Annotated in this window: 15 protein-coding genes; 9 read left to right on the top strand and 6 right to left on the bottom strand. The window is 69.2% G+C overall.

Going from position 1 to position 16,132, the window contains the following annotated elements; translation table 11 throughout:
• The first annotated feature begins 12 nt into the window (after positions 1–12).
• From KRR55_RS11380 to hpaD, 4 genes are read left to right on the top strand one after another with little or no spacing between them, the layout of a single operon-like run.
• Positions 13–1,518 (top strand): fumarylacetoacetate hydrolase family protein, encoded by a 1,506-nt coding sequence (locus KRR55_RS11380; RefSeq protein ID WP_217389197.1) that lies wholly within the window; start codon positions 13–15, stop codon positions 1,516–1,518.
• 8 nt (positions 1,519–1,526) lie between these two features.
• Entirely contained in the window at positions 1,527–2,186 is a 660-nt protein-coding gene (locus KRR55_RS11375; RefSeq protein WP_217389196.1) for a GntR family transcriptional regulator, read from the top strand.
• Between the two features lie 56 nt (positions 2,187–2,242).
• The gene (gene hpaE, locus KRR55_RS11370; RefSeq protein WP_217389195.1) at positions 2,243–3,748 is read left to right on the top strand and encodes a 5-carboxymethyl-2-hydroxymuconate semialdehyde dehydrogenase; all 1,506 of its coding nucleotides are present in this window, start codon (positions 2,243–2,245) and stop codon (positions 3,746–3,748) included.
• 49 nt (positions 3,749–3,797) lie between these two features.
• The gene (gene hpaD / locus KRR55_RS11365) at positions 3,798–4,907 is read left to right on the top strand and encodes a 3,4-dihydroxyphenylacetate 2,3-dioxygenase (protein ID WP_217389194.1); all 1,110 of its coding nucleotides are present in this window, start codon (positions 3,798–3,800) and stop codon (positions 4,905–4,907) included.
• Positions 4,908–5,071: 164 nt separating this feature from the next.
• Here the strand turns inward: hpaD and KRR55_RS11360 are convergent, their stop codons facing one another.
• Positions 5,072–5,632, bottom strand: coding sequence for a dihydrofolate reductase family protein (locus tag KRR55_RS11360; protein ID WP_217389193.1), 561 nt, complete (start codon positions 5,630–5,632; stop codon positions 5,072–5,074).
• Positions 5,633–5,797: 165 nt separating this feature from the next.
• Here KRR55_RS11360 and KRR55_RS11355 point away from each other — a divergent pair, with 165 nt between their 5' ends.
• The 3 genes from KRR55_RS11355 (at position 5,798) to KRR55_RS11345 (ending at position 8,826) form a co-directional block, all read left to right on the top strand.
• Positions 5,798–6,493, top strand: coding sequence for a phosphoribosyltransferase (locus KRR55_RS11355; RefSeq protein ID WP_217389192.1), 696 nt, complete (start codon positions 5,798–5,800; stop codon positions 6,491–6,493).
• A gap of 155 nt (positions 6,494–6,648) precedes the next feature.
• The gene (locus KRR55_RS11350; RefSeq protein WP_217389191.1) at positions 6,649–6,909 is read left to right on the top strand and encodes a GlsB/YeaQ/YmgE family stress response membrane protein; all 261 of its coding nucleotides are present in this window, start codon (positions 6,649–6,651) and stop codon (positions 6,907–6,909) included.
• A 288-nt stretch (positions 6,910–7,197) separates the two neighbouring features.
• Complete coding sequence (locus tag KRR55_RS11345) at positions 7,198–8,826, top strand: ABC-F family ATP-binding cassette domain-containing protein (RefSeq protein ID WP_217389190.1); 1,629 nt, start codon at positions 7,198–7,200, stop codon at positions 8,824–8,826.
• 53 nt (positions 8,827–8,879) lie between these two features.
• Here the strand turns inward: KRR55_RS11345 and KRR55_RS11340 are convergent, their stop codons facing one another.
• Positions 8,880–9,374: an META domain-containing protein gene (locus KRR55_RS11340; RefSeq protein ID WP_217389189.1), complete on the bottom strand. Its 495-nt coding sequence runs from the start codon at positions 9,372–9,374 to the stop codon at positions 8,880–8,882.
• 100 nt (positions 9,375–9,474) lie between these two features.
• On the opposite strand from KRR55_RS11340, the gene KRR55_RS11335 reads away from it, so the two are divergent.
• The gene (locus KRR55_RS11335) at positions 9,475–10,143 is read left to right on the top strand and encodes a phosphoribosyltransferase (RefSeq protein WP_217389188.1); all 669 of its coding nucleotides are present in this window, start codon (positions 9,475–9,477) and stop codon (positions 10,141–10,143) included.
• A gap of 124 nt (positions 10,144–10,267) precedes the next feature.
• On the opposite strand, the gene KRR55_RS11330 is transcribed toward KRR55_RS11335, so the two are convergent.
• From KRR55_RS11330 to KRR55_RS11320, 3 genes are all read right to left on the bottom strand, one after another.
• Complete coding sequence (locus KRR55_RS11330; RefSeq protein WP_217389187.1) at positions 10,268–11,638, bottom strand: MFS transporter; 1,371 nt, start codon at positions 11,636–11,638, stop codon at positions 10,268–10,270.
• 194 nt (positions 11,639–11,832) lie between these two features.
• Positions 11,833–13,284, bottom strand: coding sequence for a 4-hydroxyphenylacetate 3-monooxygenase, oxygenase component (gene hpaB / locus KRR55_RS11325; protein ID WP_217389186.1), 1,452 nt, complete (start codon positions 13,282–13,284; stop codon positions 11,833–11,835).
• 50 nt (positions 13,285–13,334) lie between these two features.
• The gene (locus tag KRR55_RS11320) at positions 13,335–13,874 is read right to left on the bottom strand and encodes a flavin reductase family protein (RefSeq protein WP_217389185.1); all 540 of its coding nucleotides are present in this window, start codon (positions 13,872–13,874) and stop codon (positions 13,335–13,337) included.
• A gap of 178 nt (positions 13,875–14,052) precedes the next feature.
• Here KRR55_RS11320 and KRR55_RS11315 point away from each other — a divergent pair, with 178 nt between their 5' ends.
• The gene (locus tag KRR55_RS11315) at positions 14,053–14,769 is read left to right on the top strand and encodes an IclR family transcriptional regulator (RefSeq protein ID WP_217389184.1); all 717 of its coding nucleotides are present in this window, start codon (positions 14,053–14,055) and stop codon (positions 14,767–14,769) included.
• 86 nt (positions 14,770–14,855) lie between these two features.
• Here KRR55_RS11315 and KRR55_RS11310 read toward each other — a convergent pair whose 3' ends face one another.
• Positions 14,856–16,127 (bottom strand): MFS transporter, encoded by a 1,272-nt coding sequence (locus KRR55_RS11310; RefSeq protein ID WP_217389183.1) that lies wholly within the window; start codon positions 16,125–16,127, stop codon positions 14,856–14,858.
• Between the last annotated feature and the right edge of the window lie 5 nt (positions 16,128–16,132).

Below are 16,132 nucleotides of genomic sequence, written 5' to 3'. Positions count from 1 at the left end.
CAGGAGGAAACCGTGAGCAGCGACGCCACAGCCACCGAATTGGTGCAGGTCGACCAGTCCATCTTCGACAAGGCCGGCAAGGTCCTTGCGGTGCATCTCTCCTATTCCTCGCGGGCCGCCCAGCGCGGGCGCACCCCGGCCTTCCCGTCGTACTTCATGAAGGCTTCCTCCTCGCTGGCCGCCTCGGGGGCCACCGTCGAGCGCCCCGCCGGCACCGAGCTGCTCGCCTTCGAGGGCGAGATCGCCCTGGTCATCGGCACCGACGCCCGCCGCGTCTCCGTCGAGCAGGCCTGGAGCCACGTCGGCCACGTGACGGCCTCCAACGACCTGGGCGTCTACGACATGAAGTACGCCGACAAGGGCTCGAACATCCGCTCCAAGTCCGGCGACGGCTACACCCCGATGGGCCCCGCGCTGCTGCCGGCAGCCGCGGTCGACCCGGCCGCCCTGCGCATCCGCACCTGGGTCAACGGCGAGATCGCCCAGGACGCCTCGACTGCCGAGCTCATTTTCTCCTTCGCGCAGATTGTCGCGGACCTCTCCCAGCAGATGACGCTGAAGGCGGGGGACGTGATCCTCACCGGCACCCCGGCCGGATCCTCCGTGATCGTCCCGGGCGACCTGGTCGAGGTGCAGGTCGACGACGAGGCCGCCGGCCTGTCCACCGGGCGCCTGGCCACCACCGTGGTGGAGGGAACCGACGCCTTTGCGGCCTTCGGCAACCAGCCCAAGATCACCGACGCTGACCGCATCGACGCCTTTGGCACCGCCGCCGGCGCGGGCATCGAAACCCCGGTCACCGGCAAGCAGGCGCTGACCGATGATGTCAAGGCCAAGCTCATGTCGGTGGCCACCGCCACCATCTCCGGCGCGCTGCGCAAGCGCGGGCTGAACAACGTCTCGGTCGACGGCCTGCAGGCCACCAAGGGCATGACGAAGGTCATCGGCACGGCACGCACGCTGCGCTACGTGCCCAACCGCGAGGACCTCTTCAAGAGCCACGGCGGCGGCTACAACGCCCAGAAGCGCGTCATCGACGACATCGGCCCGGGCGAGATCCTGGTCATGGAGGCCCGCGGGGAAAAGGGCTCCGGCACCCTGGGCGACATCCTGGCGATGCGCACCCAGGTCCGCGGCGCCGAGGCCATCATCACCGACGGCGGGGTCCGCGACCTCGACGCCGTGGCGGCCCTGGACATCCCCACCTTCCACAACGGCGCGCACCCGGCGGTGCTCGGGCGCAAGCACGTGCCGTGGGACACCGACGTGGCCGTGGGCTGCGGCGGCACCACCATCGTTCCCGGCGACATCGTCATCGCCGACGCCGACGGCATCCTGGTCATCCCGCCGCACCTTGCAGCGGAAATCGCCGAGGAGGTCGTCGAGTCCGAACGCCAGGACACCTTCGTGTTCAAGCACGTATCCAACGGCGCCGAAATCAAGGGCCTGTTCCCGATGAACGCGGACTGGAAGACCAAGTACAACCAGTGGGTCGCCGACGGCGAACCGGAATTCTAGGACTCGACATGGCCCCCAGCAAATCAGAGTCGGCCTACCGGCTGCTGCACGAGAAGATCACCGAGGGAACCTTCTCCCCCGGCTACCGGCTGGTGCTCGGCACCATCGCCGCGGAGCTCGGCTGCTCGGTGGTCCCGGTGCGCGAGGCCATCCGCCGGCTCGAGGCCGAGGGCCTGGTGACCTTCGAACGCAACGTCGGGGCCATGGTGGCGGCAGCCGACACCACCCTCTACCTGCACACCATGCAGACCCTGGCGATCATCGAGGGAGCGGCCACCGCGCTGAGCGCCCCGTTCATCGACGATGACCAGCTGGCCGCGGCCCGGGCCATCAACCAGGCCATGGCCGAGTTGCTGGTCGACTTCGACGCCCCGCGCTTCACCGAACTGAACAACGAGTTCCACCAGGTGCTCTACCGCAACTGCCCCAATCCGCACATTCTGGAATTGGTGCACCGCGGCTGGAACCGCCTGGCCGTGATGCGCTCCTCCTCCTTCACCCACATCCCGGGCCGGGCCCGGGAATCGGTGAGGGAACACGCCCACCTCCTGGACTTGATCGAGGCCAAGGCCCCCGCGGCCGAGATCGAGCAGGCGGCCCGGGCCCACCGCACCACCACCCTGAACGCCTACCTCGCGGCGGCCAACCTCCCGGCCTCCCCGCTCTAGGCAACCACACACATCTTCAGCACGACGCCCCACCCCATCCAGCAAGGAGCCAGTTCATGAGCAAGCACTTCGTTCCCGAGAACCTTCCGACCCACCTGCAGCACTACATCGGCGGCCAGTTCGTCGACTCCATCGGCGGGGAAACCTTCGAGGTCCTGGACCCGGTGACCAACCAGACCTACGCCACCGCAGCCGCCGGCCAGAAGGCCGACATCGATGCAGCAGTCAATGCGGCCACCGAGGCATTCAAGAACGGCCCGTGGCCGACGATGAGCGCCAGGGCCCGCGCCAAGGTGCTGTACAAGATCGCCGACGCCGTCGTCGCCCAGGAAGACCGCCTGGCCGAGATGGAAACCTTCGACACCGGCCTGCCCATCACCCAGGCCCGCGGCCAGGCGCAGCGCGCCGCGGAGAACTTCCGCTTCTTCGCCGACCTGATCGTCGCCCAGCACGACACCGCGCTGAAGGTCCCCGGATCCCAGCTGAACTACGTGAACCGCAAGCCGATCGGCGTCGCCGGCCTGATCACCCCGTGGAACACCCCGTTCATGCTCGAGTCCTGGAAGCTCGCCCCGTCGATCGCCTCGGGCTGCACCGTGGTGCTCAAGCCGGCCGAGTTCACCCCGCTCTCGGCCTCGCTGTGGGCCACCATCTTCAAGGAGGCCGGCCTGCCCGACGGCGTCTTCAACCTGGTCAACGGCATCGGCGAGGAGGCCGGCGACGCGCTGGTCAAGCACCCGAAGGTCCCGCTGATCTCGTTCACCGGCGAATCCTCCACCGGCCAGCTGATCTTCCGCAACTGCGCGGAGAACCTCAAGGGCATGAGCATGGAACTGGGCGGCAAGTCCCCGGCCATCGTGTTCGCCGACGCCGACTTCGACGCCGCCATCGACTCGACCCTCTTCGGCGTCTTCTCGCTGAACGGCGAGCGCTGCACCGCCGGCTCCCGCATCCTGGTGGAGCGCCCGATCTACGAGAAGTTCGTCGAGGCCTACGCGGCGCGCGCGAAGAACATCAAGGTCGGCGACCCGCACGACCCGGCCACCCAGGTCGGCGCGCTGGTCCACCCGGAGCACTACGACAAGGTCATGAGCTACGTGGAGATCGGCAAGTCCGAGGCCCGCGTCGTGGCCGGCGGCGGACGCCCGGAAAACCTGCCCGAGGGCCAGGAAAACGGTTCCTACGTCGCCCCGACCGTGTTCGTGGACGTTGCCCCGGACGCCCGGATCTTCCAGGAGGAGATCTTCGGTCCCGTCGTGGCGATCACCCCGTTCGACACCGACGAGGAGGCGCTGGAACTGGCGAACAACACCCGCTACGGCCTGGCCGCCTACGTGTGGACCAACGACCTGAAGCGCGCGCACAACTTCGCGCAGGACGTCGAGGCCGGCATGGTCTGGCTCAACAGCCACAACGTGCGCGACCTGCGCTCCCCCTTCGGCGGCGTGAAGGCCTCGGGCCTGGGCCACGAGGGCGGCTACCGCTCGATCGACTTCTACACCGACCAGCAGGCCGTGCACATCACCCTCGGTGAGGTCCACACGCCCAAGTTCGGCGCCTAGTCCTTACCCCCCTCCCCACTTCAAGAGTTTTCCCGCAAAGGAGCGAACCATGAGCACCAACGATTCCAACACCATCCCCAAGCCCTCCGTCCCGGCCCCGGACATCCTGCGCTGTGCCTACGCCGAACTGGTCGTCACCGATCTCGCGGCCTCGCGCAAGTTCTACGTCGACGTGCTGGGACTGCACGTCTCCCACGAGGACGAGACCCAGATCTACCTGCGCTCCTTCGAGGAGTTCATCCACCACAACCTGGTGCTCACCCAGGGCCCGGTCGCCGCGTTGAAGGCCATGGCCTTCCGCGTGCGCACCCCCGAGGACGTCGACGCCGCCGAGGCGTACTACAAGGAACTGGGCTGCCGCACCGAGCGCCGCAGCGAGGGCTTCGTCAAGGGCATCGGCGACGCGGTCCGCGTGGAGGATCCGCTGGGCTTCCCGTACGAGTTCTTCTTCGAGACCACCCACGTCGAGCGCCTGCACATGCGCTACGACATCTACTCGGCCGGCGAGCTGGTCCGCCTGGACCACTTCAACCAGGTCACCCCGGATGTCCCGCGCGGGCGCAAGTACCTCGAGGACCTGGGCTTCCGCGTCACCGAGGACATCCAGGACGACCAGGGCGTGACCTATGCGGCCTGGATGCACCGCAAGGGCACCGTGCACGACACCGCGCTGACCGGCGGCGACGGCCCGCGCCTGCACCACGTGGCCTTCTCCACCCACGAGAAGCACAACATCATCCAGATCTGCGACAAGATGGGCGCGCTGCGCATGTCCGACCGCATCGAGCGCGGACCGGGCCGCCACGGAGTCTCCAACGCGTTCTACCTCTACATCCTGGACCCGGATGACCACCGCATCGAGATCTACACCCAGGACTACTACACCGGCGACCCGGACAACCCGGTCATCACCTGGGACGTGCACGACAACCAGCGCCGCGACTGGTGGGGCAACCCGGTGGTCCCGTCCTGGTACACCGAGGCCTCCAAGGTCCTGGACCTGGACGGCAACCCGCGCGAGGTCATCAAGCGCACCGACTCCTCGGAGATGGAGGTGACCGTCGGGGCCGACGGCTTCTCCTACACCCGCGCGCCGGGCGACGCGCTGACCGGCGACCCGGGCGAGGAAGTCGGCTTCAAGATGGGCCACCAGCTCTAGGCCTTCCCGACCCGCCGGCGCCGCGGCGCCCGAAGGGGGCCGGTGTCCGCGCGCATCATCATCCGATGGTGCGCACGGACACCGGCCCTTCCGTTTTTCCTGCCCTTCGGCCTTTTCCTTTGCCCGCCGATGGCCGGGGGCCGGGGGCCGGGGTGAGGCCCGGGTCAGTGCCCCACGGAGTACCGCAGGAAGACCATGCCGTTTTCGAAGCGCCGCTCCTCGAGCAGCTCCAGGGAATGGCGGATGCCCTCGGGGAACATCCGCTTGCCGCCGCCGACGAGCATCGGTGCGACATACACCTGGCACTCGTCGATCAGGTTCGCCCGCCAGGCCTCCGCCGCCACCCGGGCACCGGAGATGTTCAGGTCCAGGCCCGCCGACGACTTGAGGGAGCGGACCGGTTCGGGGTCGAAGCTGCGCTCGATCCGGGTGCGCCTGGTGGACACGGCCTCCAGCGTGCTGGAGAAGACGACCTTGTCGGCCGCCTGCCAGATCCGGGCGAACTCGGCGTTCCCGGGCGAATCCGCGGTCAGGGCCGGGTCGTTCTCCCAGCCGGTCATCATCTCGTACATGGTGCGCCCGTACAGGTAGGTGCCGACCCCGCGCTCGGTGGCGTTGATGAAGTCGAGCACCTCCTCACCCGGATAGGCCCAGTCGAATGCCCCGTCCTCGTCGGCGATGTAGCCGTCCAAGGATGCGAGAAACGCGTAGATCAGCCTGGACATGGTGTTCCCCTCGTGCGCGTGGTTGGTGCCCCGGGCGGGGGCGGGACCGCGTGAAGCGTGGATCCCACGGTACTCCCGGACCGGGGCGAAGTCACCGGGCAGGCATCCGCGGCCCCGGGCGGCATTGGTCTTCACTCCCGCCCCGAACCCGAGCACACTGGATACATGGACAGGCAAGCAGGACCGCAGTTCCGGGACAGGGGCCAGGCCGGGGCGCTGTTGGGAGAGCACCTGGTGGAGCGCGGGATGGGTTCCGGGAGCATCGTGCTGGGCCTGCTGCGCGGCGGTATCCCCGTCGCGGCGGCGCTGGCCGCAAGGCTGGGCGCCCCGCTCGGCGCGTTGGCCGTGCGCAAGCTGGGCGTGCCGCAACAGGAGGAGGTCGCCTTCGGGGCCGTCGCCTCCTACCGCTCGTGCCGGGGCCGCTACCTGGTGCGCACCGTCCACCAGCATGTGCTCGGTTCCCGCGCGAAGGCAGTGCTGGAGGAGGTGGAATCCCGCGCCACCGCGGAACTGGATCGGCTCGCCCGGCGCTTCGCCGACTACGCGCCCGACATCACCGGGGCGAAGGTGGTGTTGTGCGACGACGGGTTGGCCACCGGTGCCACCATGCATGCCGCCGTGGACGTGGCGGCGCAGTGCGGGGCGCAGGAGGTCATCGTCGCGGTGCCCGTCGCGCCGCGCGTCCTGGCCCGTTCCATGGCCGGTGCCTCTTCGGTCGTTTGCCTGCTGGCGCCGCGGGAGTTTTCCGCGGTGGGATCCCACTACGAGGATTTTTGGCAGGTCGACGAGGACGCCGTGGAACGGCTGCTGCTCGAGGCCCGCGAGGCGCGCGGGCAGCACGACGCCCGGGAGTCCAACTAGCCGGTCCCGGCATCCCGCCGACGCCCCGCGGCCCGCGCTGCAAGTTCATTGCCTCCGGTGCGAACACGTCGTAGGTTGTTGCCCACCGGGGCACACTCGCCGGCCGGAGCCACCGGCCGCGGGCCCGGGTATCCGCTGCATCGAAGGGGAACTCGATGGGGTTGCTTGGCTGGATCGTCCTGGGGCTCATCGTCGGCGCCCTGTTCAAGAACATTATGCCGGGCCGCGCCCACCACGGCTGGACGGCCGCCCTGCTCCTGGGGGTCCTCGGTGCCGTGGCCGGCGGCTGGCTGGCCGCCATGGCCTTCGGCACCGGAATCGGCGAATTCCTGAACCTGCGCACCTGGGTGCCGTCCATCCTGGGCGCCGTGGTGGTGGCCGGGACCTGCGGTGTCATCCGCCAGCGCCGGGCCTAGCCCCGTTGATGCGGCCGTCGTCGGGCCTAGCCCCGGCAATCCCCGCATGCTCCTCGACAACACCCCGTCCTCGTTGTTATCTTTGGCCCATGTTGTCTTTCTACCTGTAATCCGGTGATGCCCGATCGTTCGCACCCCCGCAGGTGCGTTCGGTCCGCCGCAGTCCCGCGTGTGTCCGCCCCCCGGGGGTCCGTGGACAGCGCGATCCACCGTTCACGATTACAGCGAGCGCGGCCCCGCCTGCCCGCCGGCAGCCGGGCATCGCGCGGAAAACACGAGACATGGCCCATGCGAACCCAACTATCCCTTCACGGCCTCACCTTTTCCCATGCCGGGCACCCGGTGTTCCGCGACCTCGACTTCTCGGTGCGTCCCGGCGAGCGGCTGGGGATCATTGGCGAAAACGGCGCCGGCAAGAGCACCCTGCTGCGGCTGCTCGCGGCCGACCTGGCCCCGGACGCCGGAACCGCCACCCGCCACGCTGCAGGAGGATTCGGCTACCTGGCGCAACAGCCCTCATCCGAACCGGGGTGGACCGTCGCTGACTTCCTGGACCATGCCCTGGCCTGGCTCAGGGACCTTGAATCGCGGATCGAGGCCGCGGCCGCGCGGCTGGCCCTCGCCTCCGAGTCCCAGCTGCCCCGGGCACTGGCGGAATACGGGCGCCTGACGGATCTCCAGGAGTCCCGGGACGGCGCCGGGGCACGGCAGCGCCTGGCCGCCTCGGCGCACCGGCTCGGCATCGGCGGCATCGCGGGCGGGCGGCGCTTCGACACGCTGTCCGGCGGGGAGCGGTCCAGGCTGGCGCTGGCGGCCACGCTGGCGGCGAACCCGGAGGTGCTGCTGCTCGACGAACCCACCAACAACCTTGACACCGCCGGCCTGGAATGGCTGGAGCACCGGCTGGCTACCCACCGCGGAACCGTAGTGTTCTGCACGCACGACCGCTTGTTCCTCGAGCGGGTCTCGGATGCGATCCTCGAGCTGGACCGCGGCGTTCCCACCCGCCACGCGGATGGCTACGACGGCTACCTGCGGGCCAAGGCAGCACAGCGCCGGGCCGTCATCCTGGCCCGGGAACAATGGCAGGACAAACTGGAACAGGCAGCCCGCATGGCCGGACGTTCCGAAGGCGCGGTGGCCAAGATCCCCCGGAAGACGGAGAAACCCGGATTCGGCCACGGTGCGTTTCGCGCGCGCGACCGCTCGCACGGGTCCTCCGCCGCGTTGCGCCGGGCCAACACGCGCCTGGCGGAGTTGCGGGCAAATGAGGCGCAGCCGCCGCTCGAGCCGCTGCGCTTCACCCCGGGTCCCGCGGCAGATTCCGGGGCCGAAGACTCGGCGGCTGCGGTCGAGCTCGTCGGCGTGCACGTTCCGGGGCGCCTTGCCATCGGCCACCTGCTGCTGAAACCTGGTGAACGGGTCCTGCTCACCGGGCCCAACGGCGCCGGCAAGTCGACGTTGCTGGACGTCATCGCGGGGGTCCTGACTCCCCCGTCCGGCACCTGCCGCGTCGGCCGGCCGGTGGGATACCTGCGCCAGGAACCCGCCGACTGGCCCGGGCACTGGATGGCGGCCCAGGGTTTCTGCTTCGGCTCGGGCCGGGAGCTCGCCGAGGACCTGGGGCAGCTGCTGTCCCTGGGGCTTTTCCGGCCGGAGGAACTGACCCTGCGCATGTCGGAGATGTCGCTGGGGCAGCGGCGCAGGCTCGATGTGGCGCGGCTGTTCGCCAGGCCGGCGTCACTGCTTTTGCTGGACGAACCCACCAACCACCTGTCCCCGGCCCTGGGCGATGACCTGGAACGGGCGCTGGACTCCTTCGGGGGCACCGTCGTGGTGGTGAGCCACGACAGGGCGCTGCGAGCCGGGTTCCCCGGGCGGCGGATCCACCTGGAGCAGGGGATGCTCGTGGAATAGCGCGAAGGTTCGGTTGCAGGGCCCGGGTCCGGGCCCATTTCCCGTTGCCCGAATCAGCCGGCCACGTTCAGGCGCGGCAACGTTCCGATGTTCTTGCCGTCCTGGTCCGCGACCCTCAGCGTCTGGCCGTCCACCGTGACGAAGGCTCCGCGCGAGAGCCAGGTGTCCATACCCGGGCAGCCGATCAACGTCATGGCCACGTCGCGCAGCGCGAATCCCTGCCCGGACTGCGCCCAGCTGCCGCTGAGCGAGTTGCACCCGTCGTGCCCGTTGAAGCGTCCACCGTCCGCGAACCACAGCACCGGGGATCCCTCGGTGGCCCCGCCCCATTGGCCGATGAGCCTCGCCCCGGCATCGGTTGCGCTGGGTACCGGGCCGGAGGTGGCCTCCGGCGGGACAGCGGAGGCAGAGCCCGGCGGGGCACCGCTTCCGGTGGTGGGGCCGTGCATTTCCGGGCGGGCGGATTCGCTGCCCGGCGCACCCGGGCCCGGGGCGCATGCGGCCAGCGCCATCGCCGAAACCAGGACCAGGGCTGCAGCTCGCTTCATGCCCACATGGTAGCCGCAATTGTGCGCTTTTGGCCCGCAAAGTGGCGCGGGATCGTGGCTGGGGCCCCAAGCCGCCGCGCGCTGGTGCAGACTTGGGAACATGACACCCGAACACATCGCCCCCACCCGCTTCTCGGACCGCACGGCCGCGGGCGAATTCCTGGCGACCGACCTGCAGAAGTACGCCCACGATCCCAACGCGTTGGTGCTCGGCCTGTTGCGCGGCGGGATCCCGGTGGCGGCGGAGATCGCGGCGCGGCTGGGCCTTGAGCTGGACGCGCTGGCCGTGCGCCGGCTGGTGATGCCCGAACGCACCGACATCGCCTTCGCGGCGCTGGCGGCCTACGGGGAGCACACCTCCCTGAAGTACATCGAGGGGGTCTGGGATTCGGCGCAGTTGCGCTTCGAGCGGGAAACCCTCGACGCGGTGGAGACCGCCGCGCGGCGGGAGCTGGACGAGCTGCGGGCTCTGCTCGTGGGCGAGAGGGTCCTGCCGGTCGCCGGCCGCACCGTCATCCTGGTCGACGAAGGGGTCGCCAGCGGGGCGACCATGCTGGCCGCCGTGGAATTGATGCGCGGGGCCGGCGCCGGGCGCATCGTGGTGGCCGTTCCGGTGGCCCCTGCGGTGGCCCTCAAGCAGATCGAGCCGCTGGTCGACGAGGTTCTCTGCGCCATCACCCCCAGGGTGTTCCACACCGTCAGCGCCTTCTACTCGCGCTTCGACTCACTCGCCGACTACGAGATCCTCGCCCTGGTCCCCCGCCGCTAGGTGCAACCTGCGGGCCTTCACCCGCCGCCAGGACCAAAAAAGTGGGCCCGCCGGTCCCGCTCCCCCGCTGCGGGGAAACGGAACCGGCAGGCCCTTCTTTCATGCGGTGCGCCGGGATTTTTTGCTAGGCGTGCCGGCCGCCGTGCTTCGCGTCGTGGGCTGCCTGCAGGTCCGGGTCCACGTCCTCGACGTGCAGGTTGTTGCCCTTGGTCTCGCCGACCCAGATGACTGCCGCCATCGAGATGAGGGTCAGCACCATGATGTAGATGGCGATGGAACCGGACCAGCCGGTGCGCTGGAGCAGGATCTCGGCGACGGTGGAGGCGAAGGCGCCGCCCAGGATCGCGCCCAGGGCGTAGCCGATCGAGATGCCCGAGTAGCGGATGTGCGCCGGGAACATCTCGGCGTACATGGCCGACTGCGGCCCGTAGGACAGGCCCAGGCCGATGGTCAGGATGAAGATCGAGACGCCGTAGAGGAAGACGCTGCCGGTGTCGATGATCAGGAACATCGGGATCATCCAGACAAAGACGATGCCGTAGCCGATCAGGAAGGTGTTGCGCCGCCCCAGGTGGTCCGAGAGCCAGCCGCCGACCAGGGTGAAGATCAGCCAGCCGACCGAGCCGATGGTGGTGGCCAGGAGCACCGGTGCCGCCGGCATGCCGACCACCTTGGTGGTGTAGGCGATGAAGAACGCGATGACCAGGTAGCCGGCGGCGTTGTTGGAGATGAAGATCAGCGCGGCCTGGATGACCTCCTTGGTGTTGGTCTGGAAGAGCTGCTTCAGCGGGGTGTGCTCGGAGGCCTTGCGCAGCGCGAGCTGCTTGAAGATCGGGGATTCCTCCACGGCCTTGCGGATCAGGTAGCCGACCACGATCAGCACCACCGAGAGCAGGAACGGGATGCGCCAGCCCCAGGTGCCGAACTGCTCCGGGGTCATCGAGGTGCGCAGCAGGTAGAGCATGCCGGTGGCGATGATCATGCCGATCGGGACGCCGATCTGCGGGTAGGCGCCGAAGTAGCCGCGCTTGTTTTCCGGGGCGTGCTCCACGGCCATCAGGGCCGCGCCGCCCCATTCCCCGCCGGCGGAGAAGCCCTGGATGATGCGCAGCAGCACCAGCAGGATCGGTGCCCACAATCCGATGGAGGCGTAGGTGGGCAGCAGGCCGATCAGTGCGGTGGCCGCGCCCATCAGGATCAGGGTGGCAACCAGCACGCGCTTGCGTCCGTACTTGTCACCCAGGTGGCCGGCGACGATGGCGCCCAGCGGGCGGAAGAGGAAGGAGATGCCGATCATGGCGAAGGCCAGGATCTGGGCCAATCCGGGGTTGGACTGCCCCAACGGCGCCAGGAAGAGCGGGGTCAGCAGCGTTGCCGTGAGCTGGGCAAAGATGAAGAAGTCATACCACTCGATGGTGGTGCCAACCAGGGTGCCGGCAAGCACGCGGCGTTCCTCGGAACGTTTGCTGCTTGCGGCCAGGGGTAAGGAAGCCATGGGAGAACTCCAGCGTTCGGCGCTTCGCGCGGTGGACGAGTGTCGGCACGTCATACCGACCGTTCGGACGGTAAAGTGCTTTGACAATGATAACCCATGCCCGTGAGTTGGCTCACGTCTGCGGGCGACCGGCATTTCCCCGCATGTGGCCGGGAACGCCCGCCACCGGCGCCGCGCGCTTGGGGCGGCGCCCCTCAATCCTCCCGCGCCAGGAATTCGCGCACCCGGGCACGCACCGGCTCGCGGTCGTAGCCGTTGACCATCGCCCCGGCCATGCGCACGGGATCGCCGAAGAAAAAGTACTCGTAGAGGGCCTGGCGGCCGGAGAACCCGGTGATCGAGGCGTCGTAGGCCAGCTTGAACAACCGGATGCGCTCGGGCCCGGTCAGGGACTTGCCCTGCAGGTACGTGGCGATGTCATCGCCCGCCACCTCCAGGTCCGCCTGGCCGGGCAGCGCCATCAGGCCCGAGGCGCAGAACTTCCGGATGATCTCCGGGAAGCGCTGGGAGATCTTCGGGTACCAGTTGCGCGCCGCGTTCAGCGTTGCCCAGTGCGGCAGCAGCACCCCGTCGGCGCTGGGGGCCGCCTGCACCTCGGCGGCGACGACCAACGCCTTGCCGATCTCCACATTGCGGATCAGCTCCGCCAGGTCCTCCTGGATGTGCGCGAATCCGTCGATGCCGATGGCGCCGGCGATCTCCGAGGCCAGCCCCAGGTAGAACTCGGACTTGGCGACGGTGCGCGTGACGACCTGGTGGGTCATCAGCGCCCCGGCACCCGTCTCGGTGTACCAGGCATTGCAGAGTTCGGGGCGCCCGAGCATGAAGATGCGTTCGTTGGGGATGAACACGTCGTCGAACACCACCACCGCGTCGATCTCGTCGAAGCGGGCGGCAAGCGGCTCGTCGTGCGTGTTCCCACCGTTGTGCAGCCCCGTGCGGCAGAGGTAACGCAGCCCCGGCGCGTCGTTGGGCACGGCCACGGCGAAGGAATAGGGGGCGTCGTCGGGGGTTCCGCGCAGCACCGTGGAGGGGAAGACCAGCAACTCGTCGGCAATCGGGGCGACGGTGGCCAGCATGCGGGCGCCACGGAGCACAATGCCGTCGGCGCGCTCCTCGACGATGCGGGCGGTGAGCTGTCCGCCCATCTGCTCGGAACCGGAGACCGAGCGGTTCACCTGCGGCGGGATCAGGGTGTGCGTGGCCAGCAGGTCGTTCTCCCGCGCGAACTCGTAGTAGGCCTCGATGCGCTCCCCGAACACCGGGTCCGCCTGGCCGAAAAACGTCTTGGCGGTGGCCAGAGCTGTAAGTGCGGAGTTCATGTAGTCGGCCGTCCGCCCCAGGAAGCCGTTGGAATACTCGGCCCACGTGGTCGTCGCGGCACGCCGCCGGGCCAGATCCTGCACGGTGCGCGGCACCAGGAAGGAGGCATTGACCAGTTCCCCCGACGTCGGGGAGACATAGGTCAGCGCCTCGCGGTGCACAGGGTCGTGCTGCATGTCGTAGAGCTTGGCGTAGGTGAGCGCGAGCTGCCTGAACGCGGGGTGCCGGGTGAGATTCCCGGAGACCACCTCCCCGTCGATGACCAGGTGCGGGCGCATCGCGTCCAGCTTGGCTAGGAACTGTGCCCCGGTTCGGATGCCCATCGTGAATACCCCTCTTGAGTGGTGGCGCTTGTTCGGTTGCGGTCTCGGACCTAGAGCAACTCCTCGACGCCCAGGTGGCGTTCGGGGATGGTGGTGAATGACGAGTTGGCGAAGGCGAGCGCGTCTCCGCGGCGGTAGTTGAAGTCCCGGACCTCTCCCAGGTAGAGCGTGTGGTCCCCGCCGCCGTAGGCGGCCCACGGGGTGCAGGAGAAGTAGGCGAGCACTCCCGCCAGGCGCGGGGCGGTGGGACCCTCGATCCAGGCGGGATCGTGCGAGGGCCGCCCGGCGAAGTGCAAGGCGAGGTCCTTTTGCTCGGCGCCGAGGATGTTCACGGTGAAGGCGCGGTTGGCCAGTTCGTCGTGGGCCCTGGTGGAGCGGGCGATGGCGACCAGCACCAGGGGCGGGTCCATGGAGACCGAGGTGAACGAGTTCACCGTGATGCCGTGCCGCCTGCTTTGTCCGTCAAATGTCACAATCGCCACCCCGGTGGCAAATCGGCCCAGGCTGCCGCGAAAATGTGGCAACGTGGAGGCATCGATCCGGCGCGGAACGCCGCCCTCTGCGACTTCGTGCTGGCCCGGGACAATCATGGCGTGCCCCTGCTTCCCTTCCGCCCGTCCCTCGCATTCACGCGAAAAATGTTCTAATATCGAACGAGCAGTTCCAATAGAGAATTGTATTTGCACCATAGCCCAGCGCGGGGTGACCCACAACCCCCGCGGGCCGTGCCCCAATGCGCGAATCCATCGAAGGACGGCACCAACCCCCATGACTGCCACCAGCACCACCGCCCCGGCCTCGCAGACCCTCTCGCGCGGCATCCGCATGCTGGAGATCCTGGCCGAGGCCAACGGGCCGATGACCATTGCCGAACTTGCCGAGGACCTGGGGGTGCACCGCTCGATCGCCTACCGGATCCTGCGCACCTTGGAATCCCACCGGCTGGTCACCCGCGACGAATCGGGGCGGGTGCATGGCGCCCCGGGGTTGGCCGTGCTGGCCAGCAGCGTGCAGCGGGACCTGCAGAGCGCGGCCCTTCCGGAACTGACGTTGCTGGCCAACGAGTTGAAGATGTGTGCCTTCATAGCCGTATGGGACCAACCCGACTGCACCACGCTGGTCACCGTGGAACCGCGCCACGTGCACGCCGCGGTGGTGCAGCGCCCGGGCTCGCGTCACCCCTTTGGCCACGGCGCGCCCGGCATTGCCATGCAGTCAACACTCACCCAGGCCCAGTGGGAAGCGCTGAACCACGAGACGCCGTACCGGCAGATCGCCTCCGAGGCCCGCACCCTGGGCTACGCCACCAGCATCGACGAGGTCATCCCGGGCCTTTCCTCGGTCGCGGCACCCATCACCGTGCCGGGGCAGCTCCCGGCGGCCGTTGCAGTGGTCTACAGCACCGGATCCCGGACGAACGAGGTTGCCGCCATCGGTGCGCGCCTGCAGGCCGCCGCCCGCGCCATCGAGGCCGAGCTCGGCTAAGTCCCCGGTGCCACAAGCAGGCGGGCGGCGGTTCGGGGAATCATCCCTTTCGAACCACCGCCCGTTTTGGGTGCCGGGTAGCCCCGCTAGGGGCGCGGGCCGGAACCGCCCATCATCGTGCGGCGCTGGAGAGTGCGCAGGATCGCCATCGCAATCCCCGAGACCAGGAGCAGGCCCGCGGCACCGGCAGCGACCGCGTAGGCGCCGGCATAGCCGTGCGCGTCGGCGAGCAGTCCGGCCAGGGAGTTGCCGATCGCGGTGCCCACCACGATCCCTGAGGACAGCAGGGTCATGACCGTGGACAGGCGGGCGGGCGGGGCGATTTCCCCGCCGAGGGTGAACACGGTGACCAGGATGGGGCCGACCGGGATGCCCACCAGCAGCAGCGCGGCAATCATCGGGCCCAGCTCCCCGGGAAGCTGCAGGGCCAGTGCGGCGGGGACCATGAAGATCGCCGCGGCCAGCCAGCGGCTCGCCTGCGGCCACCCGCTGGGCCAGAACGCGACGGACAGTGCGGCAATGGCCGAGGTGAGCCCGACGGCGGCGTAGAGCAGCCCGCCGATGTTCGCGTTGCCCAGCGCGCCGGCGAAGGCCAGGGTGCCGGCGGCGCTGGAGCCGAAGAAGGTGCCCATGCCGATCATGCCGATGACCGCGAGGCCGATCCCGCCCAGCTGGTGCGCGGTGAGCTTGACCTTCACGGCGTTGCGCACCGCCGGCACCACCGCCCGTTCGGTGCGGTGCAGCGCAAAGAGCGGCACCAGGACCAGGGTGAGGACCGCGGCGATGGCCAGCGGCAGCCAGGGGGCGACCAGCGCGGCGAACAGGCCCACGGCGGCCGGGCCGAGCACGAAGCCCAGCTCGTCGACCATCGACTCGTAGCTCAGCGCCGCGGAGAGCTCGCGCCCGCCGGTTTCGCGCTTCCGGGTCAGCGCCATCCAGCGCACGCGGGCCAGCGGGCCGACCTGCGGGCCGGTGGCGCCGGCGAGGACCGCCAGCAGCACGATGACACCCAGCGGGGCCAGGGGCCCGGCGCCGCCGAACCACAGCAGCGCGGTGATGAGCAGGGACTGCAGGACGGCCACGGGCAGCAGCACGCGGCGCTGGCCGAGCCGGTCCGAGAGGTAGCCGATGGTGGGTCCGCCCACGGCGGAGCCCAGGCCGACCATGGCGGCGGCCATGCCGCCGGCGGCGTAGGATCCGGTCGAGTCGATCAGCAATGTCATCGAGCCGATGGTCAGCATGGCCAGCGGCAGTCGGGCAAAGAAGCCCAGCGGGAAGAAGGCCCAGCCCACCAGCGGCGGAAGCGCCGCATAGGGCGAGGAGGCGGTGGCGGACTTGTTCGGGAAAGTGTTGGTCATGGCGA

The organism is Paeniglutamicibacter quisquiliarum (assembly GCF_019084045.1).
Lineage (GTDB): Bacteria > Actinomycetota > Actinomycetes > Actinomycetales > Micrococcaceae > Paeniglutamicibacter > Paeniglutamicibacter quisquiliarum.
This window is presented reverse-complemented; position numbering and strand designations above follow the sequence as displayed.